We start from the raw sequence: 26,772 nt of genomic DNA, 5'->3' as shown, positions 1-26,772 counted from the left end.
TCGCTGACGACCCGCCCCGCGTCCCCCACCGGCAGGGACGCGGGGCGACCCCCCTCTTCGGACCGACTCGTAAGGAACACACATGTCCCGACGTCCGTGGCTCAAACTGCTGGCCACGATGGCGCTGATCATCCCTGGAACCCTCGCGGTCAGCGGCTCCCCGGCGAACGCGCTGACGATTCCGGCGTCCGACTACCAGCAGGTGTCCCTGGCGTCCGGCGGCGCGGAGCTGGGCGAGGCGATGTCGCTGGCCGTGATGCCGAACCGGTCGGTCGTCCACACGGCCCGCGACGGCACGGTGCGGATCACCGACGTGAACGGCGCCACGAAGGTGGCCGGCAAACTCAACGTCTACACGCACGACGAGGAGGGTCTGCAGGGGGTGGCGGTGGACCCGGGCTTCGCGTCCAACCGGTACATCTGGCTCTACTACTCGCCGCGCCTCAGCACGCCGACCGGCGACGCGCCCGGCAACGGCACGCAGGCGCAGTTCGACCAGTGGAAGGGCCACCTGAACCTCTCCCGGTTCACGCTGAAGTCCGACGACACCCTCGACCTGGCGAGTGAGAAGGTCGTGCTGGAGGTGCCCAACGACCGGGGGATGTGCTGCCACGTGGGCGGCGACCTCGACTTCGACGCGGCCGGGAACCTCTACCTGACGACCGGGGACGACAGCAACCCGTTCGAGTCGAGCGGCTACTCGCCGCTGGACGAGCGGACCGACCGCAACCCCCAGTACGACGTGCAGCGCACCGCCGCCAACACGAACGACCTCCGGGGCAAGGTCCTGCGGATCAAGCCGCAGCCGGACGGCACGTACACCATCCCCAGCGGCAACATGTTCGCGCCGGGCACGGCCCGGACCAGGCCGGAGATCTACGCGATGGGCCTGCGCAACCCGTTCCGGATGAGCGTGGACAAGGCCACCGGCGTCGTCTACCTGGGCGACTACGGCCCCGACTCGGGCGTGACCAACTCCAACCGCGGTCCGAGCGGGCAGGTGGAGTTCAACCGGATCACCGGGCCGGGATTCTTCGGCTGGCCGTACTGCACGGGCTCGAACACCACCACCGAGACCTATAACGAGTGGAACTTCGCCACCAACAGCACCGGCCCCAAGTACGACTGCGCGGGCGGGCCGACCAACAACTCCTTCCGCAACACCGGGCTGACCACGCTGCCCGCCGCCAAGCCGGCGTGGATCAAGTACGCCGGGGACTCCGGCTCCCCGCCGGAGTTCGGCTCCGGATCGGAGTCGCCGATGGGCGGCCCGGTCTACCGCTTCGACCCGAACCTGAGCTCGTCCATCAAGTTCCCGCAGGAGCTGGACGGGCGGTTCTTCGCCGGCGAGTACGGCCGCCGCTGGATCAAGGCGATCGAGGTCAAGGCGGACGGCTCCCGCGGGGAGATCTCCGCGTTCCCCTGGACCGGCACCCAGGTGATGGACATGGCCTTCGGCCCCGACGGAGCCCTGTACGTCCTCGACTACGGTGACGGGAAGAACAACCAGGCGCTGTACCGGGTCGAGTACATCGGCAAGGCGGCCAACCGCAACCCGATCGCCAAGGCCGCCGCCGACAAGCTCTCGGGACCGGCTCCGCTGACGGTGGCGTTCTCCTCCGCGGGCAGCTCCGACCCCGAGGGCGGCGCGCTGACGTACTCGTGGAACTTCGGCGACGGCACCACGTCCACGGCGGCGAACCCGTCCAAGACCTACACCGCGGACGGCACCTACACCGTCACCCTCACCGTACGGGACCCGCAGGGGCTGACCGGGAACACGAGCCTGATCGTCACCGTCGGCAACACCGCCCCGAAGGTGACGCTGACCAACCCGGCCGACGGGCAGCTGTTCTCCTTCGGCGACACCGTGCCCTTCCAGGTCACGGTCACCGACCCGGAGGACGGCACGATCGACTGCTCCAAGGTCACCGTCACCTACCTCCTCGGCCACGACAGCCACCGCCACCAGATCACCTCCCAGACCGGCTGCTCGGGCTCCATCGCGGTGCCGGTCGACGGTGAGCACGACGCCGCGGCCAACATCTACGGCGTCTTCGAGGCCTCCTACACCGACAACGGGGGCCTGACCTCCACCAGCTCCCGCACGCTCCAGCCGCGGCACCGGCAGGCCGAGCACTTCGGCGCCCAGCAGGGCGTGCAGACGGCCGACCACACCACCGCCGAGGGCGGCAGAACGGTCGGCTTCACCGACGACGGCGACTGGATCTCCTTCCAGCCGTACGCCCTGGGCAACGCGACGAAGTTCACCGCCCGGGTGTCCTCCGGCGGCGTGGGCGGCCGGATCGAGGTCCGGGCCGGCTCGGCCACGGGCACGCTCCTGGGAACGGTGAACGTCGCGAGCACCGGCGGCTGGGAGACCTTCACCGACGTGTCGGCGAACCTCAGCGGCGCACCGTCCGGCACCACGACGCTGTACCTGGTCTTCCGCGGCGCGACCGGACAGGGCTACCTGTTCGACGTGGACTCCTTCACCCTCGACACCGGCACGCCGTCGACCCCGCCCCCCGGGGACACGAGCGCGCTGAAGGGGACCGCCTCGGGGCGGTGCCTGGACGTCAACGGAGCCTCGCAGTCCAACGGCGCGCAGGTGCAGATCTGGGACTGCAACGGTCAGAACAACCAGAAGTGGACCTCGACCAGCGCCGGTGAGCTGCGCGTCTACGGCAACAAATGCCTGGACGTGACCGGAGCGGGCACCGCCGACGGCACCGCGGTCACCATCTGGGACTGCAACGGCCAGAACAACCAGAAGTGGCGTCTCAACTCCGACGGCAGCATCACCGCCGTCGGCGCGAACAAGTGCCTGAACGTCTCCGGCTCCGGCACGGCCAACGGCACCAAGGCGAACATCTGGACCTGCAACGGCCAGGGCAGCCAGAAGTGGACCCGGGCCTGAGGCCGCCCTTCACCCCGTCCAGCCCCGACCCCACCGCGACCATCGACTGATGTGACGCCCGGCGCGGCCCGCCTCCGACACCGGAACGGGCCGCGCCGGACGCCGCGACGGAAGGACATCCATGCTGCGACATCCGACCCCCGCCGCGCCCGCGCGCGACGCGGGCGCCGGCCGGAAGGCGTCCGTGCTGCGACGCCTGTCGGTGACCGCCGCGGCGGCACTCGTCGCCACCGCGGCGGCGATCCCCGCCGTCCCCGCCCAGGCAGCCGCTTTCAAGGTGCTGGTGTTCTCCAAGACGGCGGGCTTCCGGCACGACTCGATCCCCGCCGGCGTCCAGGCCATCCGCGACCTGGGGGCCACCGGCGACTTCACCGTCGACGCCACCGAGGACTCGGCCGCCTTCAATTCGGCCAACCTCGCCCAGTACAAGGCCGTCGTCTTCCTCAGCACCACCGGGGACGTGCTCAACGCCACCCAGCAGACCGCGCTCCAGTCCTACGTCGACGGGGGCGGCGGCTACGTCGGCGTCCACTCCGCCGCCGACACCGAGTACGACTGGCCGTACTACGGGCAGCTGGTGGGCGCCTGGTTCAACAACCACCCGGCGATCCAGCGGGCCACCGTACGGAACGAGGACCGGGCGCACGCCGCGACCGCCCATCTGGGGGCGACCTGGTCGCGCACCGACGAGTGGTACAACTACCGCACCAACCCCCGTTCGACGGCGAAGGTGCTGCAGAACCTGGACGAGGGCAGCTACAGCGGCGGCGGCATGGGCGGCGACCACCCGATCACCTGGTGCCACGCCCAGTCCTCGGGCCGCGCGTTCTACACCGGCCTGGGGCACACCCAGGAGTCGTACGCCGACCCGGCCTTCCGCACGCTGCTGGTCGGCGGGATCCGGTACGCGGCCGGGGTGGCCAAGGCCGACTGCCGCCCGGAGACCGGGTACACGGCGCTGTACAACGGCTCGACGGCGGGCTGGTCGCAGGCCGGCCCGGGGTCGTTCACCAACACCGACGCCACCCTGACCTCCCAGGGCGGCATGGGCATGCTGTGGTACGGCACCAAGGAGTTCGGCTCCTACTCGCTCAAGCTCGACTGGAGGCTGACCGGTGACTCCAACTCGGGGGTGATCGTCGGATTCCCGGCCACGAGCGACCCGAACGCGGCGCTCGACACCGGGTACGAGGTGCAGATCGACGCGACCGACACCCCGGACAAGACGACGGGGGCGATCTACGGGGTCAAGGCGGCGGACACCGCCGCGCGCGACGCGGCGCTGAACCCGCCGGGTCAGTGGAACACCTACGAGCTGCTGGTGGAGGGCGAGCGGCTGCAGGTGTTCCTGAACGGCACGAAGATCAACGATTTCACCAACACCGATCCGGTCCGCTCGCTCCAGCAGGGCTACATCGGCATCCAGAACCACGGGTCCGGCGACGTGGTGTCGTTCCGCAACATCCGGATCAAGGAACTGGGCGGTGCGTCGCCCTCGCCCTCGGCCACGCCGACGCCGCCCGGCGGCGCGACCGCGCTGAAGGGCGTGGGCTCGGGCCGGTGCCTGGACGTCAGCGGGGCCTCGCAGTCCAACGGCGCGCAGGTGCAGATCTGGGACTGCAACGGTCAGAACAACCAGAAGTGGACCCCGACGAGCGCGAGTGAGCTGCGGGTGTACGGCGGCAAGTGCCTGGACGTGACCGGCGCGGGCACCGCCGACGGCACCGCGGTGACGATCTGGGACTGCAACGGCCAGAACAACCAGAAGTGGCGCCTGAACACCGACGGCAGCATCACCGCCGTCGGCGCGAACAAGTGCCTGAACGTCTCCGGCTCCGGCACCGCCAACGGCACCAGGGTGAACATCTGGACCTGCAACGGCCAGAACAGCCAGAAGTGGACCCGATCCTGAGACCGTCCGCCCGCGCCGGGAGGCGGCCGGGGCCCTCCGGGGTTCCGCTCCGCCGGACCCTTCGCACATGACGTCACGCCCGGGGCCGCCCCCGGGCGTGACCGTGCGGACCCGCCCGCCGTTCCCCGCCGGTCAGCGCGGGCGCGCGGGGCCGGTCGTCCCGCGCAGGGAGACGGGAGGGGCGACGAGGAGGTGACGGTGGGGGGCGGCCGGATCGGCGATGCGCTGGATGAGCAGCTCCACGGCCCTGGCGCCGAGTTCGTCGACGGGCACGTCGGCGGCGGTGAGCGGCGGGTGCAGGTTCTCCGCCCAGTGCAGCGCGGCGACGCCCGCGATGGAGAAGTCCCCCGGCACGGTCAGGCCCGCCTGCGCCAGCGCCCGGTACATGCCCGGCATGGCGGCCTCGTTGATGGTCGCGATCGCGGTGAGGCCGGGATGCCCGGCCAGGAGCCGCTCGACGCAGGAGACCCCCGACTGGGCGTCGTCGGCGCAGCACGTCTGCACGCCCTCCAGGCCGCGTTCGGCCACCGCCCGCGCGAAGCCGGCCTGGGCGCGGTGGCCGGGGCCGTACCCGGCGGCCACCAGCTCGGCGGAGCGGTTGACCAGGGCGACGCGGCGATGGCCCAGGTCGGCCAGGTGGTGCACGCACCGGGCGACGAGCGTCTCGTAGTCGACGTCCACCCAGGACAGCTCATCGGGGCGGCTGGTACGCCCTATCCCCACGAACGGCATGCCGATCTGCCCCAGCCGGACGGCCCGGTCGTCCTCCAGCCGGATCTCCATGAGGATGACGCCGTCCACGCGCCTGCCGCTCACCGTGCGCTCGAAGGAGCGGTCGTGCTCGCCTCCGGAGGGGGACAGCAGGACGTCGAGGTCGGCGCGGGCGGCGGCGTCGACCACGCTGGCCACGAAGCCGAGCTGCATGTCCGTGAGCCGCCGGCTGGCCGGGGGGATGACCAGCCCGATCGTGCGGGTCCTGCCCTCCTTGAGCGCCCTGGCGGCGGCGTTCGGCTGGTAGCCCAGCTCATCGATGACCGCCTGGATGCGCCGGCGGGTCTCCTCCGACACCGGGCGCTTGCCGCTCAGAGCGTAGGAGACGGTGCTGCGCGACACGCCTGACCGCCTGGCGATCTCCCCAATGTTCACCGGTGCTCCTCACCTGGTCCGGGCCCCCCGCATCATCGTAAGTCGAATCGTTCGAACCGACGAACCGGGGTGTTTTCACACGCAGGCATTGACGTACGTGATCCACGGTCCTATGTTCATGCGAACCGATTCGATGAGAACGACAGCAGCCGCAGAACGCATGCCAGCGGAGGTCAGATCATGAGGTCAACGGCAACGAGCCGGCGTGCGGCCGGACTGAGCCTGGCGGTGCTGGCGGCCGCCGGCGGTCTCGCCGCATGCTCCTCACCGTCCGGAGGATCGTCCGGCGGATCGTCTGGCGGGCCGTCCGACACCGCCGCGGACGCGAGCGGAGCCGCCGGCGGCGGGACCTACACGATCTGGGACCCCTATCCCCAGCACGACAAGGGATCCGAGTGGGTGAAGCTGCTGGACGCCTGCGGCGCCCAGGCGGGCGTCACGGTGGAGCGCACCGCCTTCGACACCACCGACCTGACGAACAAGACGCTGCTCGCCGCGCAGCAGGGCAACGCGCCCGACGTGCTCATCGTCGACAACCCGGTGGTCTCCACGCTGGCCGAGGCGGGCGTGCTGACGACGACGGAGGAGAACAGGCTCGACACCTCGGCCATCGAGCCGAACCTGCTGGGGGCGGGGCGGATCGGGGGCAAGACGTACGGGGTCCCGATCGGGGCCAACACGCTGGCCCTCTACTACAACAAGAAGGTGCTCGACAAGGCCGGGGTGGACATCGCCTCGGTCCGGGACTGGGCGTCGCTCACCGCCGCCCTGGAGAAGGTCAAGGCGGCGGGCAAGAAGGGGATCACGTTCTCGGCGATCGGCACGGAGGAGGGGAGCTTCCAGTTCCTGCCGTGGTTCTGGGGGTCCGGCGCCATGCTCACCAAGCTCGACTCGCCGCAGGGGGTCTCGGCGGTGACGCTGTGGGCCGACTGGCTGAAGAAGGGGTACGCCCCCGACTCCGTCATCAACAACACCCAGACCACCAGCTGGCAGGAGTTCGCCGGCGGTGACTACGCCTTCGCCGAGAACGGGACCTGGCAGGTGGCCGCCGCGGAGAAGGCCGGCTTCGACTACGGGATCATCCCCGTCCCCGGCAAGGACGGCGGCACCGCCCCCGCGCCGACCGGAGGCGAGTTCGTCGGCGTCCCCGTGCAGCGGGACACCGGCCGCTACGCCACCTCCCAGAAGCTGGTGACCTGCCTGACCAGCACCGACAACTCCCTGACCACGGCCACGACCCTCTCGTACGTCGCGCCCACCGAGCAGGCGCAGTCCAAGCAGGTCGAACGGACCCCGGACCTGAAGGTGTGGGTAGAGGCGGTCAAGGCCGCCAGGGGCCGCACCGGCGACGACCTCGGCACCAAGTACCCGAAGATCTCCGAGCCGCTGTGGGGCGCGGTGCAGGCGGCGCTCAGCGGGTCGAAGAGCCCGCAGCAGGCGCTGACCGACGCGCAGGCCGCCGCCGCGAGCGCCATCCGGTGACGGCGGGGGAGCGGCGCGCGGCCGGCCGCCCCGGGCGGACCGGCCGATGGGCGGCCTGGGCCTTCCTGGCCCCGGTCGTCGTCTACCTGGCGGTCTTCTACGCCTATCCGCTGTACCGCAACGTCGAGCTGAGCCTGCACGACTACACGGTGCGGTCGTTCGTGCAGGGAGACGCCCCCTTCACGGGGACGGCCAACTACGCCGAGGTCGCCGGAGACGCGACGTTCGGGCCCGCGCTGTGGCACACGGTGGTGTTCACCCTGGTGTCCCTGGTCTTCCAGTTCACGATCGGGCTCGCCCTGGCCGTGTTCTTCGCCCAGAACTTCCCGCTGTCGGCCACGTTGCGGGCGCTGTTCCTGGTGCCGTGGCTGCTGCCGCTGATCGTGTCGGCCTCGACGTGGTCGTGGATGCTCAACAGCGACTCCGGGATCGTCAACGCCGCCCTGGCCGTGTTCGGCGTCGATCCCGTCCGCTGGCTGACCTCGCCCGACTGGTCGCTGTGGTCGGTGATCATCGCCAACGTCTGGATCGGCGTCCCGTTCAACCTGGTCGTCCTCTACTCGGGTCTCCAGGCGATCGATCCCGCCGTCCACGAGGCCGCCGCGCTGGACGGCGCGGTCGGCTGGCGGCGCTTCCGGACGATCACGTTCCCGCTGCTGCGGCCGGTCTCGGCGATCACGCTGCTGCTCGGGCTGGTCTACACGCTGAAGGTGTTCGACATCATCTGGATCATGACCAAGGGCGGGCCGAGCGGGTCCTCCACCACGTTCGCCACCTGGTCCTACCGGCTGGGGTTCGGCAACCTGCTGCCGGAGTTCGGCCGCGGGGCGGCGGTCGGCAACCTGCTGATCGTGGCGGCCCTGGTCTTCGGCCTGGTCTACATCCGCGCGCAGCGACGGCAGGCCCTCGCGTGAACGGGCACGCCGAGTACGGCACGGCCTCCGCGTCCGAGTCCCGCCGATCAGGAGGGAGGGTCCGATGAGCGTCGTACGCGCCCGGTGGAAGACCGCGGCCGGGCTGGTGCTGACCGGCGTGATGCTGTTCCCGGTCTACTGGATGGTCAACGTGTCCCTCACCCGGGAACAGGACATGCGCAGGAGCCCGCCCGCCCTCCTCCCCCTGGACGGCACGCTGGAGGGCTACCGGTCGGTGCTCGACCGGCAGCTGCCGTACCTGGGGGTCAGCCTGGTCGTGGGGCTGGGCACGGTCGCCCTCACGCTGCTGGTCGCGGCGCCGGCCGGCTACGCGCTGGCGAAGCTGCGCCCGAGGGGCGGCGTGGCCTTGAGCTTCCTGCTGCTGATCGCGCAGATGATCCCGGGGATCATCATGGCGATGGGGTTCTACGCCGTCTTCCTCAACCTGGGCGTGCTCAACACGATCCCCGGGCTGATCGTGGCGGACTCGACACTCGCGGTGCCGTTCGCGGTCCTGATCCTCACCGCGTTCATGTCCGGCATCCCCGAGGAGCTGCTGCAGGCGGCCCGGGTCGACGGAGCCGGTTCCCTGCGGACCTTCTGGTCGGTGGTCCTGCCGGTCAGCCGCAACTCGGTCATCACCGCGTCGCTGTTCGCGTTCCTGTGGTCCTGGTCGGACTTCGTGTTCGCCTCCACCCTCGACCAGGGCGGCGCGTACCAGCCGATCACGCTCGGCATCTACCACTACATCGGCAACAACAACCAGGAGTGGAACGCCATCATGGCCACCGCCGTGGTCGCCTCCGTTCCCGCCGCCGTGCTGCTCGTCATCGCCCAGCGTTACGTCGCCGCGGGCGTCACCGCCGGAGCGGTGAAGCACTAGGGGCCCGTCCCCGGGGATCCCTCGCCACGGCGAGGGATCCCCGGGGACGGGCTCCGGCGAGCCGGCCCGGCCCTCCTCCCCGACAGAAGGGACCCGTCCTTCATGACCGTCGCCGCAGGCCCGGTGTTCTCCCTCCGGGAGATCCCGTTCAGCTTCCGCGGATCGTGGTTCGACTTCTCCCCGGTGATCGCGGAGAACACCCATGCGCCCGATGTCCACCTGGTGTCGCACCAGACCGGAATGCACCCGATCCTGCGGCTGGTCCCCACCGCCGGCGGGGACCGCGCCGGGACCGGCCTGTCGGCCACCCCGTACACGCTCACCTGGACCCACGACGGCGGGCGGATCGACCTCGCCTACGAGACCCCCGACACCGTACGGGTGCGCGGCCGGGGACTGGGGATGCGGTTCGTGGCGGCCGATCCGGTCCTGACGCCGTTCAGCGGCCCGTACTTCTACGCCGATCCCGGCGACGGCTCGTGGGTCCTCACCGTGTACCAGACCGGCCGCCGCTACCGGATCACCCTCCTCGCCGGGCGGGCCGAGCCGTACGGCGAGCAGGTGCTCGGCACCGCCGAGCGCGGCGTCGCGCTCGGCGGCGACGAGCCGTGGGAGATCGCCGTCGAGGAGTACGAGACCGCCCGCGCCCCCTACCACGGCGGGGCCGGCTTCGAGCGGGTGGCCGCGGCCGCGCGGGCCGACTTCGCGTCGTTCCGGGACGCGGTGGCGCCCTGGCGCAGCGACCGGACGCCCGCCGCCGAGCTGGCCGCCTACGTCCTGTGGTCGGCCACGGTCCGCCCGGCCGGGTTCGTCGCCAGGCCCGCGGTGCTGATGTCCAAGCACTGGATGGACAAGGTCTGGAGCTGGGACCACTGCTTCAACGCCATGGCCCTCGCGGACGGGCTGCCGGAGCTGGCGTGGGACCAGTTCCGGCTGGTGTTCGACCACCAGGACGCCACCGGGGCGCTCCCCGACTCGGTCACGCATTCGGAGATCCTGTACAACTTCGTCAAGCCCCCCATCCACGGCTGGGCCCTCTCGCGGCTGCGCCCGCTGCGTGACGGCGGGGCCGCCGAGGTGTACCCGCTGCTGGAGCGGTGGACCTCCTTCTGGCTGACCCGCCGGCGCGTCCCCGGCCACGAGTTCGCCCACTACCAGCACGGCAACGACAGCGGCTGGGACAACGCCACCACCTTCGACCCCGAGCGCGTCGTCGAGACCGCGGACCTGGCGGCCTTCCTCGTCCTCCAGATGCGCGAGCTCGCCCGCCTGGCCGCCGAGCTCCGCCTCCCGGACGCGGCCGCCGCCTGGGACCGGGGGGCCGACCGCATGCTCCGGGCGCTGCTGGCCGAGCTGTGGGACGGCGACGGGTTCGTCGCCAGGAGCCCCCGCACCGGCCGCACGTGGTCCGGTTCGAGCCTGCTCGACCTGATGCCGATCGTGCTGGGGGAGGAACTGCCGCAACCCGTCCGCGCGTCGCTGGCCGCCCGCATCGAGGCGCACCTCACCGAGTTCGGGCTGGCCACCGAACTCCCCGTCTCACCCCACTACCGGGCCGACGGCTACTGGCGCGGCCCGATCTGGGCGCCTTCCACCGTGCTGGTGGAGGACGGCCTGCGCCGCGCCGGATACCCGGTCCTGGCCGACGAGATCAGCGCCCGCTTCCGCGGTCTGTGCGAGAGGTCCGGGTTCGCGGAGAACTTCGACGCCCGCAGCGGCGCGGGGCTGCGTGACCGCGCCTACACCTGGACCGCCAGCGCCTATCTCATCCTCGCCGCCGCCCACGAGCGCCGGGAGGGGCCGGTCGCGGCCGCCACGGTGTGACCCTGTGGGCGCTGTGTGGCCCGTGACGCCGCCGCCCGCCAGGGGAAGCGGGCGGCGGTGACCCCGCCGGGACGGCCGTCCGTCCCGGCGGGGTCCTTCACCGAGGGTCAGACCCGGGTCCATTTCTGGTTGGTGCCGCCGTGGCAGGTCCAGATGTGGACCTTGGTGCCGTTGGCGGTGCCGTAGCCGGAGACGTCGAGGCACTTGTTCGCGCCGACGGCGGTGATGCTGCCGTCGGTGTTGAGGCGCCACTTCTGGTTGTTCTGGCCGTTGCAGTCCCAGATGGTGACCGCGGTGCCGTCGGCGGTGCCGGCTCCGCTCACGTCGAGGCACTTGTTGCCGTAGACCCGCAGCTCACCGGCGCCGGTGGTGGCCCACTGCTGGTTGGCCTGGCCGTTGCAGTCCCAGATCTGCACCTGAGCGCCGTTGGACTGCGAGGCTCCGCTGACGTCCAGGCACCGGCCCGAGCCCGCGCCCTTGAGCGCGCCGCCCGCCGGCGGGTCGACCGTGGGGGTGGCCGTCGGCGTGGGCCCCGGGGTGCCCGGGGGCAGCAGCGTGACGGTGAAGGCGTCGTCGACGGCGTTGTTCGGCAGGTTCACCGCCGTGCCGTTGCCCGACAGCGTCACCACGGTGTTCTGCACGGTCACCGGACCGGCGACGGCCCCTCCGCCGTTGTACGGGATGCGCTCGGTCACCACCCGCACCTGGTTGTTCTGCACCAGGCCCTCGACGGTGTCCAGGCGCTGCAGGCCGACCGCGAGGTTGCCGGTCGTGCGGCCGCCGCCGACCAGGATCCTCGCCTCCCCGCTCGCCTTGGTCGCGAACGCGTCATAGCCGGAACTGGGGGTGACGGAGGCGATCTGCCCGGTCTGGGAGCCGTAGAAGCGGTAGACCCACCACTCGCCCTTGGGCCGGTACTGCCCGGAGGAGTCGCGGGTGAGCAGGTTGGCCAGGTCGTTGTGCAGATTGCCGCCGCCGGCCCAGTTGGCGCGCAGGCCGTCGGCGCCGGCCCTCTCCAGGCGGGAGATGTACCAGGCGCCGTCGCCGGGGTTCTGCTCGTTGGAGGCGCCGTACTCGTTGATCTGGTACGGGCGCGGGTGCGGGATGCCGCGGGAGCCGAGGGTCGAGTCGGCGGTGGCGACGTTGGCGACCGGGTCACCGGGCAGGGAGTGCCAGCTGAAGATGTCGGGGACGACGTTGTTCGCCTTGACGTAGTCGAGGTACTGGGTCCAGAAGCCGCCGTTGGACGGCACGCAGGCGCAGCTGGGGCCGACGATCAGGTGGGACGGGAACGCCGTGCGGATGCGCTGGTAGGCGCGCTTCCACATCTCCAGGTACTGGGAGATGGGGCGGTTCCAGAACAGGGTGATGTTGGGCTCGTTCCACAGGTCCCACTGGACGGGGGCCCCGGTGGCGCGGACGTCGTTGACGAGACGGGTGAGGAAGGCGTCGTAGTCGCTCCAGTCGCCGTTGTCGCCGGGGAAGCGCGAGATCGGGTAGCCGTCGGCGCCCCACAGGTCGTGGACGAGCAGGACGAACTCGCCGCCCAGGGAGCGGGTGCGCAGCAACTGGGCGCGGGTGGCGTTCCAGCGGCGGTCGTACTTGCCCGACACCCAGCCGCCGGGGCCGTCGAGCTGCGCCCCTCCGGCCCGCATGTACCGGAACTTCACGTCGGTGAAGTAGTTGTCCGGGGGATTGGCCCCGTTCTCGGTCATGCCGTAGATCCATCCTGAGGCCCGGTGGGTCGGCGAGCCGCCCGCGGAGGAGAAGTTCACGCTGATCGACTCGTCCGCGGCCTGGGCCGGCGTCACCGCCGCGAGGACGGTTCCGGCGACGAGCGCACCGAGGGCGAACAGCGTGGCGATCCCGCGGCGGCCTGTGCGCCGCCTCTTGCCTTTCGTTTCCACTCATGACTCCTTGGACGGTGGGGGGTGGGGGAGCCGGCGCCGGCGGTGGCCCGCCGGAGACCGCCCGGCTGAGGCCCCGGGGACGGAGGGCGCCGCCGTACGGTGTCCCGGCACGGCGGCGTCGCCGATGGTGTCGCGTGTGTGACGTCCGGTTCCGCTCGCGCACCCGCGTGTGCGCGGCGTCGGATCGGTGGGCCGGTCGTCTCTCCGGCCTGGGGAATCTCTTATCGAATCGATTCGCCTGAAGGGTAGGTCTCGTCAACGGGGGATGTCAATGGTGCGTGTCCCCGGCATGAACACCGTGTTTCACCCGGCCGGTACGTGGCGATGCGCGACGGATCTCCGCCTCCGGCGGCCGTCCGCCGGGCCCCGGCGGCTCCGGGCCGTCGGCCACCGGATTCCGGATGTCCGCGCGATCCGGCGGATACGGGTCGTGAAAGTTTCATGTTTATGACACATCTGTTAACGCGAATATACCCACTCATCGTCCCCCGGGGTCCGGTATGCCGGAATCGACGAGGCGGGCCCGGCTCGACCGTGACATGCGGATCACCGATGGAAGAGGGAAAACCCCTGTCCGGCCGGGCGGAGGGACCGTATCCCTACTGGCGGATGGGAATGCTTGACACCCATGATAGGTGGGCCTATTTTCATCCCGAATCGGTTCGAAATCATCGTATGTTCAGGTCCTTCGTCCACCGTGCCACGTGCCGTCCGCCGGGAGGAGTGCGCGCCGGCCGCGCCGCCCCGGTGATCACGGCGCGCTCGCCGGAGACCGGCCGGGTGAACCGCGTGCCCCGCCCACGCTCCCGCCCCCATTAGGAGATCTCGGTGCATGACCGCTCACCCCGCACGGCCCGGAGATCCGCCCCGGCAGGCCCCACCGTCGCGGCCGGCCGGCTCGATGGGCGGCCCGCGTGCTGAGGATGACCGGGATCGGCAAGAGCTTCCTGGGAGTCAGGGTCCTCGGCGGAGTCGACCTGGAGGTCTCCGCCGGTGAGGTCCACGCGGTCGTGGGGGAGAACGGCGCGGGCAAGTCGACGCTGATGAAGATCCTCGCCGGGGTCCACCCCCCGGACGAGGGGACGATCGAGATCGACGGCCGGAACATGGCGTTCCGGCACCCGGTCGAGGCGCAGCAGGCCGGAGTGGCGATCATCTACCAGGAGCTCACCCTGCTCCCCGAGCGGACGGTGGCCGAGAACGTCTTCCTCGGCCGTGAGCCCGTCCGGCGGGGACTGGTCGACCGCGCCGCGATGGAGTCGGCGACCGGTGAGCTGCTGAGGTCGCTCGGCGAGGAGTCGTTCGGGCCGCGTGATCCCGTCCGGCGGCTCTCCGTCGCGCGGCAGCAGGTCGTCGAGATCGCCAAGGCGCTGTCACTGAACGCCCGGATCGTGGTGATGGACGAGCCGACCGCCGCCCTGGCCGACCACGAGGTCGAACTGCTGTACACGCTGGTGCGGAGGCTCACCGGACGCGGCATCGCGGTCCTGTACATCTCACACCGGCTCCGTGAGGTCTTCGAGCTGGCCGACCGGATCACCGTGCTCAAGGACGGCGCCCGGGTCACCACCGCGGAGGCCGCCGGTCTGGACACCCCGACCCTGGTCCGGCTGATGGTCGGCCGGGAACTGGACTCCTACTACCCGCCCCGGGCCGCGGAGCCCCCCGGGGAGGTGATGCTGAGCGTGCGCGGCGGCGGCAACGCCAGGCTGCACGGCATCGACCTCGACCTGCGCGCGGGCGAGATCGTCGGCCTGGCCGGGCTGCAGGGCTCCGGCCGCACCGAGCTGGCCAGGGCGCTGTTCGGCGCCGACCCCTTCACCCACGGCGAGATGACGCCCCGCCGTCCCCGTTCCGTCCGCGAGGGCATCGCCGCGGGCATCGGCCTGGTCACCGAGGACCGCAAGGCCGAAGGACTCCTGCTGAACCAGCGGGTGCGCGACAACGCCCTGCTCGTGGCCCGCGCCACCCGGAAGCGCGGCCCCGGGATCGAGGAGCTGCTGGAACGGGTGCGCCTGCGCCCGCCCCGGCCCGCCCAGGAGGTCCGGCTGCTGTCCGGCGGCAACCAGCAGAAGGTCGTGCTGGCCAAATGGATGACGGTCGCCCCGCGGGTCCTGCTGTTCGACGAACCCACCCGCGGCGTCGACGTGGGCGCCAAGGCCGCCATCCACGACCTGATGCGCGAACTCGCCCGCGACGGCACGGCGGTCCTGATGATCTCCTCCGAGCTTCCCGAACTCATCGGCATGAGCGACCGCATCGTGGTGCTGCGCGACGGCCGCGTCGCCGGAGAGCTGCCCGCCGGCTCCACCGAGGAGGCCGTGATGCGCCTGGCGGCCGCGTCATGACCCAGCAGCTGAAGCTCCGGCCCGTCCCGGCCGCGGGCTCCTTCCTCCGGCGGCTGTCCGCCGACCGGCCCGCGCGCGCCGTCTACCTGGCGCTGGCCCTGCTCATCGTGCTGGGCTGGCTGCTGTTCGCCCTGGACGGCGAGCACTTCCTCAGCCAGGAGAACATCGTCGGCATCCAGCAGCGGTCGGCGGCGCTGGGCATCGTCGCGGTCGGTCAGACCCTGGTGATCCTGGCCGGCAGCCTGGACCTCTCCGTGGCCTACCTGATCAGCCTGACCTCGCTCGTCGCGGCCGAGATCATGGCCGGAGGCGACGCGAACGTGCTGCCCGCGGTCGCCGCGGTGCTGGCGGTGAGCGCGCTCACCGGCCTGGTGAACGGCCTGATCGTCACCCGCCTCCGGGTACACGCCTTCATCGCCACGCTCGGGATCGCGCTGATCATCCGCGGGGCGCTCGACGAGCGGTACGACGGCCCGGCGGGCAGCGTGCCCGCGTCCTTCCAGCACCTCGGATACGACCGGATCGGGCCGCTGCCGGTGTCGGCGCTGCTGTGGGCCGCGGTGGCGGCGGCCGCGTGGTTCCTGCTGACCCGCACCCGCCCGGGGTACCGGATCTACGCGGTGGGCGGGGACTCCGAGGTCGCCCGGCTCTCCGGGATCCGCACCGGGCGGGTCGTGGTCACCGCCCACGTGCTCTGCTCCGTCTGCGCCGGGATCGCCGGGCTGCTGCTCGCCTCGCGGCTCGGAGCCGGCGCGCCGACGGTGGGAACCGACGGCGGATACGACCTGGAGTCGATCGCCGCGGTCGTACTCGGCGGGACGGCCCTGGCCGGAGGCCGCGGCGGGGTCGGCGGGACCGTCGGCGGAGTCCTGCTCCTGGCCGTCCTCGACAGCATCTTCAACCAGCTCCAGGTCGACTCCTTCGCCAAGGACGTCGTACGGGGCGTGGTCCTGGTGGCCGCCCTGGCCGTCTACGCCCGCAGGAGGCGGAACGGATGAGACGAGCGCTGCCGATCCTCGTGGTGCTGGCCGGACTGCTGATCGCCATCGCGGCCGTCAACCCGTACTTCCTGGAGCCGCCCGCCCTCCTCGCCTTCGTCAAGCGGGCCGCTCCGCTGGTGATCCTCGCGACCGGGCAGTACTTCGTCATCGTGTCCGGCGAGTTCGACCTGTCGGTCGGCTCCCTCGTCACCGCCGAGGTGGTGATCGCCGCCCGGCTCATCGACGGCTCCGCGGAGGCGACCTGGCCCGTGCTGGCCCTGCTGCTCGCTCTCGGACCGCTCGTCGGGCTGGTCAACGGGACCGTCACCACCCGGCTGCGGGTCCCGTCGTTCATCACGACGCTCGGCATGCTGCTGATCCTGTCCGGCGCGGTGTTCCTCTGGACGGGCGGCGCGCCCCGCGGCGCCCTGTCCCCGGAGTTCCGCGAGCTGGGCCGGGGGAGCCTGGGTCCGGTGCCCTGGGCGGTCCTGATCCTCGTCGCGGTGACCGCCGCCGCCGTCTCCGCGATGCGCGCCGGGTTCGGCCACACGCTGGTCGCGGCCGGCGACAACGACCGGGCCGCCGCCCTGTCCGGCGTCCGCGTCGCCCGGGTGCGGACCGCGGCGTTCATGATCTCCGGGCTGTCCGCGGCGGTCGCCGCGGTCCTGCTCGGTGGCTTCGCAGGGGTGTCCGCCCAGGTCGGCCAGGGGCTGGAGTTCCAGGCCATCACCGCCGTCGTGCTCGGCGGCGTGGCCCTCGGCGGCGGCCGCGGCTCCGTGGTCGCCGCGATGGCGGGCGCCTTCACCCTGGAGGCGCTGTTCACCCTGCTCAACCTGTACGGCATCTCGGGGGCGCTGGAGCCGGCCGTACAGGGCGTGATCATCATCGCCGCGGTGGCGCTGGGAGCCGTGCGCTTCCCGCGTGCAAGAGCCGCGGCCGCCCCGTGATGGAAGGAAGACCATGCTCACATATCCGCGGCGGCTCCTCGCCACCGCCGCGCTGGCCGTACTGACGCTGTCGGCGGTCTCGTGCACCAGCGACAAGCCCGCGCCCGCGACCTCCGCCGCGGCGTCGGCCGGATCGGAGGACAGCGGCACCGGCGCCCAGTCGAAGTTCTTCGTGCAGGCCGACTACGACGCCCAGATGGCGATGCGCGAAGCCCGGCCGGACGGCCCGGCCGGCAGGCCGTGGGAGCAGAGCATCGACCCGAAGCCCGTCGACACCGCCGAGTACAGGAAGGCGGGCCCGTACCACCTGTGCTTCTCCAACGCCGCGGTCGACAACCCCTGGCGGCAGGTCGGCTGGAAGACCATGCAGGCGGAGGTCGCCCTGCACAAGGAGATCACCCGCTTCACCGCCCTGGACGCCGAGGGCAAGGACGACAAGCAGATCTCCGACATCGCCGAGCTGCAGACCAAGGGCTGTGACGCGCTGATCGTCTCGCCCAACACCACGGCCACGCTGACGCCCGCCGTGGCCGGGGCCTGCCCGAAGGTGCCGGTCATCGTGTTCGACCGGGGTGTCCAGACCGACTGCCCGGTCACGTTCATCAAGCCGATCGGCGGCTACGCCTTCGGCGCCGCGGCCGCCGAGTTCCTCGTCGAGAAGGTGCCCGCGGGCGGGAAGGTCCTGGCGCTGCGCATCTCACCCGGCGTGGACGTCCTGGAGACCCGCTGGTCGGCGGCGAAGGTGGTCTTCGACAAGAGCGACCTCAAGGTCGTCGGCGCGGAGTTCACCGACGGCGACGCCGCCAAGACCAAGAGCATCGTCAGCGACTACATCCAGCGCCACGGGAAGATCGACGGCCTGTGGATGGACTCGGGCGCCACCGCCGTCGCGGCGGTGGAGGCGTTCGAGGACGCCGGGCAGCCGGTGCCGCCGATCAACGGGGAGGACCAGCAGGACTTCCTGAAGAAGTGGAGTGACGCGAAGCTGACCGCGATCGCCCCGACCTACCCGACCTACCAGTGGCGCACGCCGGTCATCGCGGCACTGAAGATCCTCAAGGGCGAGCAGGTGCCCAAGGTCTGGAACCTGCCGCAGCCCGTGATCACCCAGGAGAACCTCGCCGCCTACCTCAAGCCCGGCATGCCACCCCTGCACTACGCCCTGTGCGGCTGCGAGGACCTGCCCGGCTACCCCGGCAAATGGGGCGGCACCTCGTGATCGGGGTCAACACCTGGGTCTGGGTCTCGCCGCTCACCGACGAGTCCCTGGCCGCCCTCGCGCCGCGGATCGCGGAATGGGGTTTCGACGTCGCCGAGCTGCCGGTCGAGCGGCCCGGCGACTGGGACCCCGGGAGGGCGGCGGCCCTCCTGGACGGGCTCGGGCTCCGCGCGTCGGTCGTGCTCACGATGCCGCCGGGACGGGAACTGGTCGGCGCCTCGCCGCGGACCGTCCAGGACACCCAGGACTACCTGCGGCACTGCGTGGACGTGGCGGTGACCGTCGGCGCGCCGGCGGTCAGCGGGCCCGCGTACGCCTCCGTCGGCCGGACCTGGCGGATGAGCCCGGACGAGCGGCGCTCGATCTACGCCGAGCTGAGGGAGAACCTGAAACCGGTCGTCGCGTACGCGGCCGAACGCGGGATCAGGATCGGCGTCGAACCGCTCAACCGGTACGAGACCAGCGTCGTCAACACCGTCGAGCAGGCGCTCGAGGCCCTCCCCGAGGAATGCGGGCTCGCCCTCGACACCTACCACCTGAACATCGAGGAGAAGGACCCCCTGGGGGCCGTCCGCCTGGCGGGCGCCAGGATCGCCCACATCCAGGCGAGCGGGACCGACCGCGGCGCGCCCGGCTCCGACCACTTCGACTGGCCGGGCTTCACCGTGGCCGTGCGTGACGCCGGCTACACCGGACCGCTCGTGATCGAGTCCTTCACCGCCGACAACAGGACCATCGCCACCGCCGCATCCGTCTGGCGTCCCCTCGCCCCGAGCCAGGACGCCCTCGCCACCGAGGGGCTCGCCTTCCTCCGCGCCCTCACGACCTGACCGTCCTTCCCGATCGGGCCGGCCCCCCGCGGGCCGGCCCCCCGACCTGACCGGCCCCCCGACCCGATTGGCTCCCATGACCTGATCATCTTCCGCGACTTGACAGATCTTCATGACCTGATCCGCCCTTCCGGTCTGACCGGCGCCCCCTCCGGGCCGGTACGACCCACGCCTTCGCCTCCCTTTCCGACTCCGACCGTCCCCGGTAACCCCCAGGAGATCCTTCATGCGAAGATCACACCTGCTCCCCGCACTGGCCGCGGCCATGCTGGGGCTCCTGCTGTCCGCGGTGCCACTGGTGGCACACGCGGCGGCGCCACAGTTCAAGGTGCTGCTGTTCAGCAAGACCGCGAGCGGCGCCTACCGGCACGACTCCATCGCCGCCGGCATCTCGATGTTCCAGCAGCTTGCGGCCGACAACAACTTCCAGCTCGACCAGAGTGAGAACTCCGCCGTCTTCACCACGTCGAACCTCAACACCTACGACGCGGTGATCATGCTCCAGACCTCGGGCATGGTGTGGGACAACGACGCCCAGCGCCAGGCCATGCAGGCCTACGTGCGCAGCGGCCACGGCGTCGTGGCGATCCACAACGCCGTCGACATGAACATCGAGTCGCAGTTCCCGTGGTGGGACCAGACCGTGCTCGCCGGCGCCCACATGACGCAGCACTCCTCGATCGTTCAGGGCACCGCCAAGGTCGCCGACAAGGTCCACCCCTCGACCAAGGGCCTGCCGGACCGGTGGACCCGTACGGAGGAGTGGTACAACTTCGACAAGAACATGCGCGGCTCGGTGCACGTGCTGGTGACCGCGGACGAGACCACCTACGACGCGGGCCCCAACAAGATGGGCGCCGACCACCCGATCTCCTGGTGCCACAACCCGGAGGGCGGCCGTGTCTGGGCCACCGCGATGGGCCACAACGCGTCCTCCTACTCCGAGGCGCAGTTCAAGCAGCACCTGCTGGGCGCGGTGAAGTGGGCGGCGGGCGCGGAGCCCGGCGACTGCGGCGGCACCGTCTCGGCCCGTTTCCAGAAGGTCACCCTCGACGGCGCGCCGGACCAGCCGATGGAGCTGGACGTGGCCGCCGACGGCAGGGTCTTCTACATCTCGCGCTCGGGCAAGGTGAACATGATCCCCGCGAACGGCGGGGGCACGCGCGTCATCGGCACCCTTTCGGTGTACGACGGCGGTGAGGACGGCGGGATCGGGCTGGCACTGGACCCGAACTTCGCCGCCAACGGCTGGATCTACCTCAACTACTCGCCGTCGAACGGCGGCGAGGTGAACCGGGTCTCCCGGTTCACCTTCAACGGCACCAGCCTCGACATGGGGAGCGAGAAGAAGCTCATCGAGGTTCCGGCGTTCCGCAACGTCGACGAGCCCGGTCACACCGGGGGCTACATCACGTTCGGGCCGGGCGGCAACCTGTACATCGCCCCGGGCGACGACACCAACCCCAACGCCTCCAGCGGCTACGCCCCGATCGACGAGCGGCCGGGCCGGGAGCACTACGACGCCCAGCGGTCCGCGGCCAACACCAACGACCTGCGCGGCAAGATCCTGCGCATCCACCCCGAGTCCGACGGCACCTACACGATCCCGGCCGGCAACATGTTCGCGCCGGGCACGGCCAAGACGCGGCCCGAGATCTACGCGATGGGCTTCCGCAACGCGTTCCGCTTCTCGGTCGACAAGGTCACCGGCTGGCTCTCGGTGGGCGACTACGGTCCGGACGCGGGCAGCGCCAACCCCAACCGCGGCCCCGAGGGCACGGTCGAGTGGAACCTGATCAAGCAGCCCGGCTTCTACGGCTGGCCGTACTGCACCGGCAACAACACCCCGTTCAACGACTTCAACTTCTCCACCAACACCTCGGGGGCGAAGTTCAACTGCTCGGCGCCGGTCAACGACTCGCCGAACAACACCGGCCTGACCAACCTGCCGGCCGCCAAGCCCGCGACCGTGTGGTACAACTACCACGCCTCGGCCGAGTTCCCCGAGATCAACTGCTGCGGCGGCGCGGCCCCGATGGGCGGCCCGTTCTACCGCTACGACGCGGCCGGCGCCTCCGACCGCAGGTTCCCCCAGTACTTCGACGGCGCGACCTTCCTGTACGAATGGAGCCGCAACTTCGTCAAGGAGATGCGCCTCGACTCCTCCGGCAACCTCCTGAAGATCAACCCGTTCGTGGCGAACATCGCCCCGCACGCGCCGATCGACATGAAGTTCGGCCCCGACGGCGCGCTGTACATGGCCGACTGGGGCAACGGCTTCGGCCACGCGAACACCGACGACGCCATCTACCGCATCGACTACGTGGCCGGGAACCGCGCCCCCGTGGCCAAGGCGAGCGCCACCCCCGACTCGGGCGCCGCGCCGCTGACGGTGGCATTCTCCTCGGCCGGCTCGTCCGACCCCGACGGCGACGCGATCACCTACAGCTGGGACTTCGGCGACGGCGGGACCTCCACCGCCGCCAACCCGTCCCACACCTACACCACCAACGGCACCTACACCGCCAGGCTGACCGTGCGGGACGCGAGCGGGAAGACGGGAAGTATCACGCTGACCATCGCCGTCGGCAACACCCGTCCCAAGGTCGTCTTCTCGGCTCCGCCGGACGGCGGGTTCATCGACTTCGGTGACAAGGTGTCCTACACCGTCAACGTCACCGACCCCGAGGACGGCACCGTCGACTGCTCCAAGGTCAACGTGTTCACCGCGCTCGGCCACGACCAGCACGCCCACGACACCGGCCAGTTCACCGGCTGCTCCGGGACGGTCACGACGACCGCCTCGGGCCACGACGAGGCGGCCAACGTCTACTACGTCCTGGGCGCGGACTACACCGACAAGGACGGCCTGAAGGGCAACGCCGGCATCACCCTGCAGCCCAAGCACAAGCAGGCCGAGCACTTCAACGGCTCCAACGGCGTCCGGGTCGTCGACGAGGCCGGAGCCGAGGGCGGCAGGCGCGTCGGCGACATCTCCAACAACGACTGGATCTCCTACACGCCGGTCAACCTGTCGGGGATCGACACGGTGTCCTTCCGCGTGTCGGCGCCGTCCGCCACCGGGGCGTCCATCGAGCTGCACGCCGGCTCGCCGACCGGGACGCTCGTCGCCTCCAGCTCCGTGCCGTCGACCGGGGGATGGAACAACTACGTGTCCCTCCCCGCGGTGCGGGTCACGAACCCCGGCAGCACCGGCGACCTCTACGTCGTGTTCAAGGCGCCGTCGGCGAACGCGTTCGACCTCGACTCCCTGACCTTCGGCGGCAAGGGCGTCGGGCAGGGCGACGGCACGTCGCCCTCGCCGTCGGCCACGCCGACGTCCCCCGGGGACACGAGCGCGCTGAAGGGGACCGCCTCGGGGCGGTGCCTGGACGTCAGCGGTGCCTCGCAGTCCAACGGCGCGCAGGTGCAGATCTGGGACTGCAACGGTCAGAACAACCAGAAGTGGACCTCGACCAGCGCCGGTGAGCTGCGGGTCTACGGCAACAAGTGCCTGGACGTGACCGGAGCGGGCACCGCCGACGGCACGGCGGTCACCATCTGGGACTGCAACGGCCAGAACAACCAGAAGTGGCGTCTCAACTCCGACGGCAGCATCACCGCCGTCGGCGCGAACAAGTGCCTGGACGTCTCCGGCTCCGGCACGGCCAACGGCACCAGGGTGAACATCTGGACCTGCACCGGAGGAAACAACCAGAAGTGGACCCGAGCCTGACCGCTCGCTGACGCGACGACCGGGCCCGGCGCCCCCGCGAAGTCCGCGGGGGCGCCGGGCCCTCGCATGGAACGGCCCCCCTGAGGCGCGGTGCGCGCCTCAGGGGGGCCGTCGTGGATCGTGTGGATCAGAGCATGGTCAGGGGGCGTGGTCAGGGTGTGGTCAGGTCGAACCGGTTGACGGTGACCGCGCCGCCGAGTGCCTGGGTGGCGTAGTTGAAGACGGCGTAACGGTAACCCATGAAGAACTGCCAGGCGTTGCCCATCGTGAAGGCCGGCCCGAAGGAGGTGAAGTTCACCCCGTCGGTGCTGTAGGAGAACCTCGCCTGCCGGCCGCTGCCGGGCCGGATGTCGGCGTTGACCCGCAGCCAGATCCGCCCGCCGGAGATCGCGGTGGAGGCGACCTCGGTGCCGGTGGAGGTGGTCTGCCAGCTGCCGTTCATGGTCAGGTTGTTGGTCGCGACCAGGCGGGTCTGGCCGTTGTCGCGTCTGACGCCGATCCAGGCCGACGAGTCGCGGAGCATCGCCAGACCGCTCCGGTCACCGTCGCGCATGGCCGAGTAGTCCAGCTGGATCGTCGCGGTCGACGACGGGCCCAGGATGCGGTGCGTGAGGGTGTTGCGGGCCGAGTACAGGTCGTTGGTCACCGTGGCGGTCTGCAGCCGCAGCCCGTTGCCGACGCTGTACCTGGTGGTGTCGGGGTTGTGGTTCCACTCCCACTCCGGGCCGAGCTGGGTGCCGGTGAAGGTGTCGGTCCCGGTGGGCGACTTCACCTGCCGCGGCGGGCGCGGGACGTTCGGGTAGGGGTAGGAGCCGCCCCAGCCGCCGTTCACGGTCTGCACGGTCGGCCAGCCGTCGGAGGTCCAGGTGATCGGGGCCAGTACGGGGATCCGCCCGCCGGGGTAGGCGTCCTGGAAGGCCATGTAGTACCAGGCGCCGTTCTGGGTCTGCACCAGCCCGCCCTGGTGCGGCACGCCGCCACCGGAGACCGGGCCGGACATGTTGAGCAGCACCTGGCGCATCTCGTACGGGCCGAACGGGCCGTTGGTGGACTTCAGCACGTACTGGCCGTTGGCCGGGCGGGTCAGGAAGATGTAGTAGGACCCGTTGCGCTTGTACATCCGCGACCCCTCCAGCGTGCCAACGCTGGACGGCGTGGAGAACACCTGCTGGCTGCGGACCTCGGTCTTGCCGTCGGCCGACAGCTGGGCCACGCTGATCTGGGTGTTGCCGTAGGCGACGTACATCGTGTCGTTGTCATCGACGAGCAGCCCGGCGTCGTAGTAGCACTTGTTGATCGTGGTGTGCCGGTTCCAGGGGCCCTCCGCGGCGGTGGCGGTGTAGATGTAGGTCTTGCTGAAGTCGATGCAGCCGCCCCAGTAGAAGGTCTTGTTGCTCTTGCGGTAGTTCAGGAACGACGCCCAGATGCCGTTGACGTACCCGCGCCCGCCGCTCATGTCGTACTTCGACCCGAAGTCCAGCTTGGGCACGGAGTGGCCGGCGTACTCCCAGTTGACCAGGTCGTAGGAGCGCAGGATCGGCGCGCCGGGCGAGTAGTGCATCGTGGAGGCCGAGTAGTAGTAGGTGTCGTCGACCCGGAGGATGTCGATGTCGGCCAGGTCCTCCCACAGCACGGGGTTGGAGTAGGTCGACGACGGCGGCCACGGCCCGCTCGTGGGGGTGGCCGACGGGCTCGGGCCGGTCGACGGGCTGGTGCTGGGGGAGGGCCCGGTAGACGGACTGGTGCTCGGCGAGGGGTCGACGGTCCCGCCGCAGGCGACGCCGTTCAGCGCGAAGTTCGTCGGCACCGGGTTGGAGCCGTTCTGGCTCCCGTTGAAGCCGAAGCTCGTGCTGCCGCCGGTGGGGATGGCGCCGTTGTAGTCCGCGTTGGTCACGGTGACCTGGGCGCCGGACTGGGTGTGGGTGCCGCTCCACAGCTGGGTGACGGTCTGCCCGGCGGTGAACGACCAGGTCAGCTTCCAGCCGTTGACCGGATCGCCGAGGTTGGTGATGCTGACGTTGGCTCCGAAACCGCCGGACCACTCGTTGGTCACGGTGTAGGTGACCCGGCAGCCCGCGGCGGCCTGGGAGGAGCCGGCCGTCGCGATCCCGAGGGCGCCGAGCGCCGCGGCCATCGCGGCCGCGAGCCAGCGCCGATGTCGGATGAAACGCATTGATGTCTCCTGGGAGGTGGGGGATCCCCGCGAGGGGGCGTCGGGCGATGCGTCAGGAGGTGGTGCAGGGGGCTCCGTTGAGGGTGAACGCGGTGGCCTTGCCGGCGTCGCCGGTGTGGGTGGCCTGGAAGCCGATCTCGGTGGAGGCTCCGGGCGCGAGGGAGCCGTTGTAGGTGACGTTCTTCGCGGTGACGCGGCCGGTGGCGGGGGTGTAGGTGGCGTTCCAGCCGCCGGTGATGGTCTGCCCGCCGGGGAGGGTGAAGGCCAGGGACCAGCCGTTGACCGCCGAGGTTCCGGTGTTGGTGACGGTGAGGTTCTCGGTCAGCCCGTTGTTCCACGCGTTGACGGTGGTGCCGACCCGGCAGGCGACCGGCTCGTCGGGGGGCGTCGGGGTGACGCTGGGCGACGGGGTGATCGTCGGGGTGATCGACGGGCTCGGTGACGGGCCGGGGCCCTGGCTGATGCTGCCGGGGACCGACTGCAGGGCCTGGTACCAGGCGGCGGCCATCTTGTCGTAGCCGGTCGCGGTGGGGTGGACGCCGTCGATCAGGTCGGCCGTGGTCAGCTTGGCGTGCATGTCGACCAGGTGGACGTGCTTGCCGTTGTTCACCTTGGACTGCACGATCCCGGGGACCGCGGCGTTGAAGGCGCGGGCGGCGGCCTCCTGGCCGGAGTTCGACAGCGGGATGATCGTCGCGACGAACACCTCCGCGTTGGGCGCGGCCGCGGTGATGTGGTCGATCAGCGTCGACAGCCGGGACGGCGCCGAGGAGACGTTGTAGTTCTGCAGGATGTCATTGGTGCCGATGTGCAGCAGCACCGTGCGGGGGGTGTAGGTGCGCAGCCAGCCGTTGATGTTGGCGTCGATCTGGTCGATCCGCCACCCGGGATGTCCCTCGTGGTCGTGGTCGCCCAGACTGCCCGGCCCGTTGTACTGCGATCCGACGAAGTCGATCGTGTAGCGGCCGGCCGCCAGGCGCTGCCACAGGCCGATCCGGTAGCCGCCCGGCACCTGGGTGCCCTCGGTGATCGAGTCGCCCAGCGGCATGACCCGCACCCCGCCGTTCGACTCCGCGGCGGCGGTGCCCGCGGCCGTCACCGAGCCCAGCACCGCGGCCGCCGCCAGGGCCACGGCCGACAGCGTCGCGGTCCACGGGCGTCTCCGCGCGGCCGGTCCTCCTTCCGCGTTCCGGCGGGGCCGGTCCGTCCGGCCGGCGGCGTCCCGGCCGGGAGCCGGCGCGCCGGCGGTGACGGTGGTTCCAGCGCCGGTCAGGCGCCGGAGGCGTGCGATCTTCATGGGTGCTCCCGGGGGGTGCGGGGACGGGTCACGGGTTGTCGTCGCTCACGTGTGCGGCGGACAGGGACACGGGCCTGTCCGCCGCACACGGGTCACGGGGTGGTACGGCGGGGCGCGCGGTGATCCGCGTCGCCGTCCGCGGGCCGCGGCGCACGCCGTCCGGAGGCGTCACGAGGCGGCGCACGCCGTCGGGGGGCGGCGCACGCCATCAGGGGGGGGGGCGCCTTCTCAGGGGGCGGTGCCCCTGAGAT

At 71.1% G+C, this 26,772-nt stretch carries 16 protein-coding genes; 12 read left to right on the top strand and 4 right to left on the bottom strand.

The annotated features are described in order from the left end of the window. Positions 1-82: 82 nt before the first annotated feature. Complete coding sequence (locus tag ACZ6W9_RS31955; RefSeq protein WP_470121077.1) at positions 83-2,920, top strand: carbohydrate-binding protein; 2,838 nt, start codon at positions 83-85, stop codon at positions 2,918-2,920. A gap of 121 nt (positions 2,921-3,041) precedes the next feature. Further along, positions 3,042-4,832 carry a ThuA domain-containing protein gene (locus ACZ6W9_RS31950; RefSeq protein ID WP_470121075.1) on the top strand — a complete coding sequence of 597 codons (1,791 nt, stop codon included), beginning with the start codon at positions 3,042-3,044 and terminating at the stop codon, positions 4,830-4,832. 132 nt (positions 4,833-4,964) lie between these two features. On the opposite strand, the gene ACZ6W9_RS31945 is transcribed toward ACZ6W9_RS31950, so the two are convergent. Next, a complete protein-coding gene (locus tag ACZ6W9_RS31945; RefSeq protein ID WP_362945471.1) occupies positions 4,965-5,978 on the bottom strand; it encodes a LacI family DNA-binding transcriptional regulator in 1,014 nt (337 codons plus the stop codon). Positions 5,979-6,158: 180 nt separating this feature from the next. Here ACZ6W9_RS31945 and ACZ6W9_RS31940 point away from each other — a divergent pair, with 180 nt between their 5' ends. The 4 genes from ACZ6W9_RS31940 to ACZ6W9_RS31925 all read left to right on the top strand — a co-directional run bounded on the left by ACZ6W9_RS31940 (position 6,159) and on the right by ACZ6W9_RS31925 (position 11,081). Next, positions 6,159-7,460 carry a sugar ABC transporter substrate-binding protein gene (locus ACZ6W9_RS31940; RefSeq protein ID WP_470121073.1) on the top strand — a complete coding sequence of 434 codons (1,302 nt, stop codon included), beginning with the start codon at positions 6,159-6,161 and terminating at the stop codon, positions 7,458-7,460. After that, positions 7,457-8,374 carry a carbohydrate ABC transporter permease gene (locus tag ACZ6W9_RS31935; RefSeq protein WP_470121072.1) on the top strand — a complete coding sequence of 306 codons (918 nt, stop codon included), beginning with the start codon at positions 7,457-7,459 and terminating at the stop codon, positions 8,372-8,374. The genes ACZ6W9_RS31940 and ACZ6W9_RS31935 overlap by 4 nt, the downstream gene beginning before the upstream one ends. A gap of 64 nt (positions 8,375-8,438) precedes the next feature. Continuing rightward, a complete protein-coding gene (locus ACZ6W9_RS31930) occupies positions 8,439-9,257 on the top strand; it encodes a carbohydrate ABC transporter permease (protein WP_470121070.1) in 819 nt (272 codons plus the stop codon). Between the two features lie 102 nt (positions 9,258-9,359). Continuing rightward, positions 9,360-11,081, top strand: coding sequence for an amylo-alpha-1,6-glucosidase (locus ACZ6W9_RS31925; protein ID WP_389967474.1), 1,722 nt, complete (start codon positions 9,360-9,362; stop codon positions 11,079-11,081). A gap of 107 nt (positions 11,082-11,188) precedes the next feature. On the opposite strand, the gene ACZ6W9_RS31920 is transcribed toward ACZ6W9_RS31925, so the two are convergent. Further along, on the bottom strand, positions 11,189-12,988 hold the full coding sequence (locus ACZ6W9_RS31920; RefSeq protein ID WP_470121068.1) for an RICIN domain-containing protein: 1,800 nt from the start codon (positions 12,986-12,988) through the stop codon (positions 11,189-11,191). 926 nt (positions 12,989-13,914) lie between these two features. Between ACZ6W9_RS31920 and ACZ6W9_RS31915 the strand changes: the two genes are divergently transcribed. The 6 genes from ACZ6W9_RS31915 to ACZ6W9_RS31890 all read left to right on the top strand — a co-directional run bounded on the left by ACZ6W9_RS31915 (position 13,915) and on the right by ACZ6W9_RS31890 (position 23,051). Then, positions 13,915-15,339, top strand: a complete 1,425-nt coding sequence (locus tag ACZ6W9_RS31915; RefSeq protein WP_470121194.1) for a sugar ABC transporter ATP-binding protein — start codon at positions 13,915-13,917, stop codon at positions 15,337-15,339. Further along, complete coding sequence (locus ACZ6W9_RS31910; protein WP_470121066.1) at positions 15,336-16,337, top strand: ABC transporter permease; 1,002 nt, start codon at positions 15,336-15,338, stop codon at positions 16,335-16,337. The genes ACZ6W9_RS31915 and ACZ6W9_RS31910 overlap by 4 nt, the downstream gene beginning before the upstream one ends. Continuing rightward, complete coding sequence (locus tag ACZ6W9_RS31905; protein WP_389967483.1) at positions 16,334-17,266, top strand: ABC transporter permease; 933 nt, start codon at positions 16,334-16,336, stop codon at positions 17,264-17,266. Before ACZ6W9_RS31910 ends, ACZ6W9_RS31905 begins: the two co-directional genes overlap by 4 nt. Positions 17,267-17,279: 13 nt before the next feature. Then, on the top strand, positions 17,280-18,485 hold the full coding sequence (locus tag ACZ6W9_RS31900; protein WP_389967486.1) for a substrate-binding domain-containing protein: 1,206 nt from the start codon (positions 17,280-17,282) through the stop codon (positions 18,483-18,485). After that, positions 18,467-19,315 carry a sugar phosphate isomerase/epimerase family protein gene (locus ACZ6W9_RS31895; RefSeq protein ID WP_470121064.1) on the top strand — a complete coding sequence of 283 codons (849 nt, stop codon included), beginning with the start codon at positions 18,467-18,469 and terminating at the stop codon, positions 19,313-19,315. Before ACZ6W9_RS31900 ends, ACZ6W9_RS31895 begins: the two co-directional genes overlap by 19 nt. A gap of 226 nt (positions 19,316-19,541) precedes the next feature. After that, positions 19,542-23,051, top strand: a complete 3,510-nt coding sequence (locus ACZ6W9_RS31890; RefSeq protein ID WP_389967492.1) for a ThuA domain-containing protein — start codon at positions 19,542-19,544, stop codon at positions 23,049-23,051. A gap of 151 nt (positions 23,052-23,202) precedes the next feature. Here the strand turns inward: ACZ6W9_RS31890 and ACZ6W9_RS31885 are convergent, their stop codons facing one another. Together ACZ6W9_RS31885 and ACZ6W9_RS31880 are read right to left on the bottom strand one after the other, a co-directional pair. After that, entirely contained in the window at positions 23,203-25,224 is a 2,022-nt protein-coding gene (locus ACZ6W9_RS31885; RefSeq protein ID WP_470121062.1) for a family 43 glycosylhydrolase, read from the bottom strand. Between the two features lie 52 nt (positions 25,225-25,276). Next, positions 25,277-26,521: a cellulose binding domain-containing protein gene (locus ACZ6W9_RS31880; RefSeq protein ID WP_470121060.1), complete on the bottom strand. Its 1,245-nt coding sequence runs from the start codon at positions 26,519-26,521 to the stop codon at positions 25,277-25,279. Between the last annotated feature and the right edge of the window lie 251 nt (positions 26,522-26,772).

It is taken from the genome of Streptosporangium sp. NPDC053982, from assembly GCF_055585205.1.
This window is presented reverse-complemented; position numbering and strand designations above follow the sequence as displayed.

What these genes read in the sequence shown, in the direction of transcription:
- ACZ6W9_RS31955 (WP_470121077.1), top strand. Translation starts at nt 83, where the DNA reads ATGTCCCGACGTCCGTGGCTCAAACTGCTGGCCACGATGGCGCTGATC.
- ACZ6W9_RS31950 (WP_470121075.1), top strand. Translation starts at nt 3,042, where the DNA reads ATGCTGCGACATCCGACCCCCGCCGCGCCCGCGCGCGACGCGGGCGCC.
- ACZ6W9_RS31940 (WP_470121073.1), top strand. Translation starts at nt 6,159, where the DNA reads ATGAGGTCAACGGCAACGAGCCGGCGTGCGGCCGGACTGAGCCTGGCG.
- ACZ6W9_RS31930 (WP_470121070.1), top strand. Translation starts at nt 8,439, where the DNA reads ATGAGCGTCGTACGCGCCCGGTGGAAGACCGCGGCCGGGCTGGTGCTG.
- ACZ6W9_RS31925 (WP_389967474.1), top strand. Translation starts at nt 9,360, where the DNA reads ATGACCGTCGCCGCAGGCCCGGTGTTCTCCCTCCGGGAGATCCCGTTC.
- ACZ6W9_RS31915 (WP_470121194.1), top strand. Translation starts at nt 13,915, where the DNA reads ATGACCGGGATCGGCAAGAGCTTCCTGGGAGTCAGGGTCCTCGGCGGA.
- ACZ6W9_RS31910 (WP_470121066.1), top strand. Translation starts at nt 15,336, where the DNA reads ATGACCCAGCAGCTGAAGCTCCGGCCCGTCCCGGCCGCGGGCTCCTTC.
- ACZ6W9_RS31905 (WP_389967483.1), top strand. Translation starts at nt 16,334, where the DNA reads ATGAGACGAGCGCTGCCGATCCTCGTGGTGCTGGCCGGACTGCTGATC.
- ACZ6W9_RS31900 (WP_389967486.1), top strand. Translation starts at nt 17,280, where the DNA reads ATGCTCACATATCCGCGGCGGCTCCTCGCCACCGCCGCGCTGGCCGTA.
- ACZ6W9_RS31895 (WP_470121064.1), top strand. Translation starts at nt 18,467, where the DNA reads ATGGGGCGGCACCTCGTGATCGGGGTCAACACCTGGGTCTGGGTCTCG.
- ACZ6W9_RS31890 (WP_389967492.1), top strand. Translation starts at nt 19,542, where the DNA reads ATGCGAAGATCACACCTGCTCCCCGCACTGGCCGCGGCCATGCTGGGG.
- ACZ6W9_RS31885 (WP_470121062.1), bottom strand. Translation starts at nt 25,224, where the DNA reads ATGCGTTTCATCCGACATCGGCGCTGGCTCGCGGCCGCGATGGCCGCG.
- ACZ6W9_RS31880 (WP_470121060.1), bottom strand. Translation starts at nt 26,521, where the DNA reads ATGAAGATCGCACGCCTCCGGCGCCTGACCGGCGCTGGAACCACCGTC.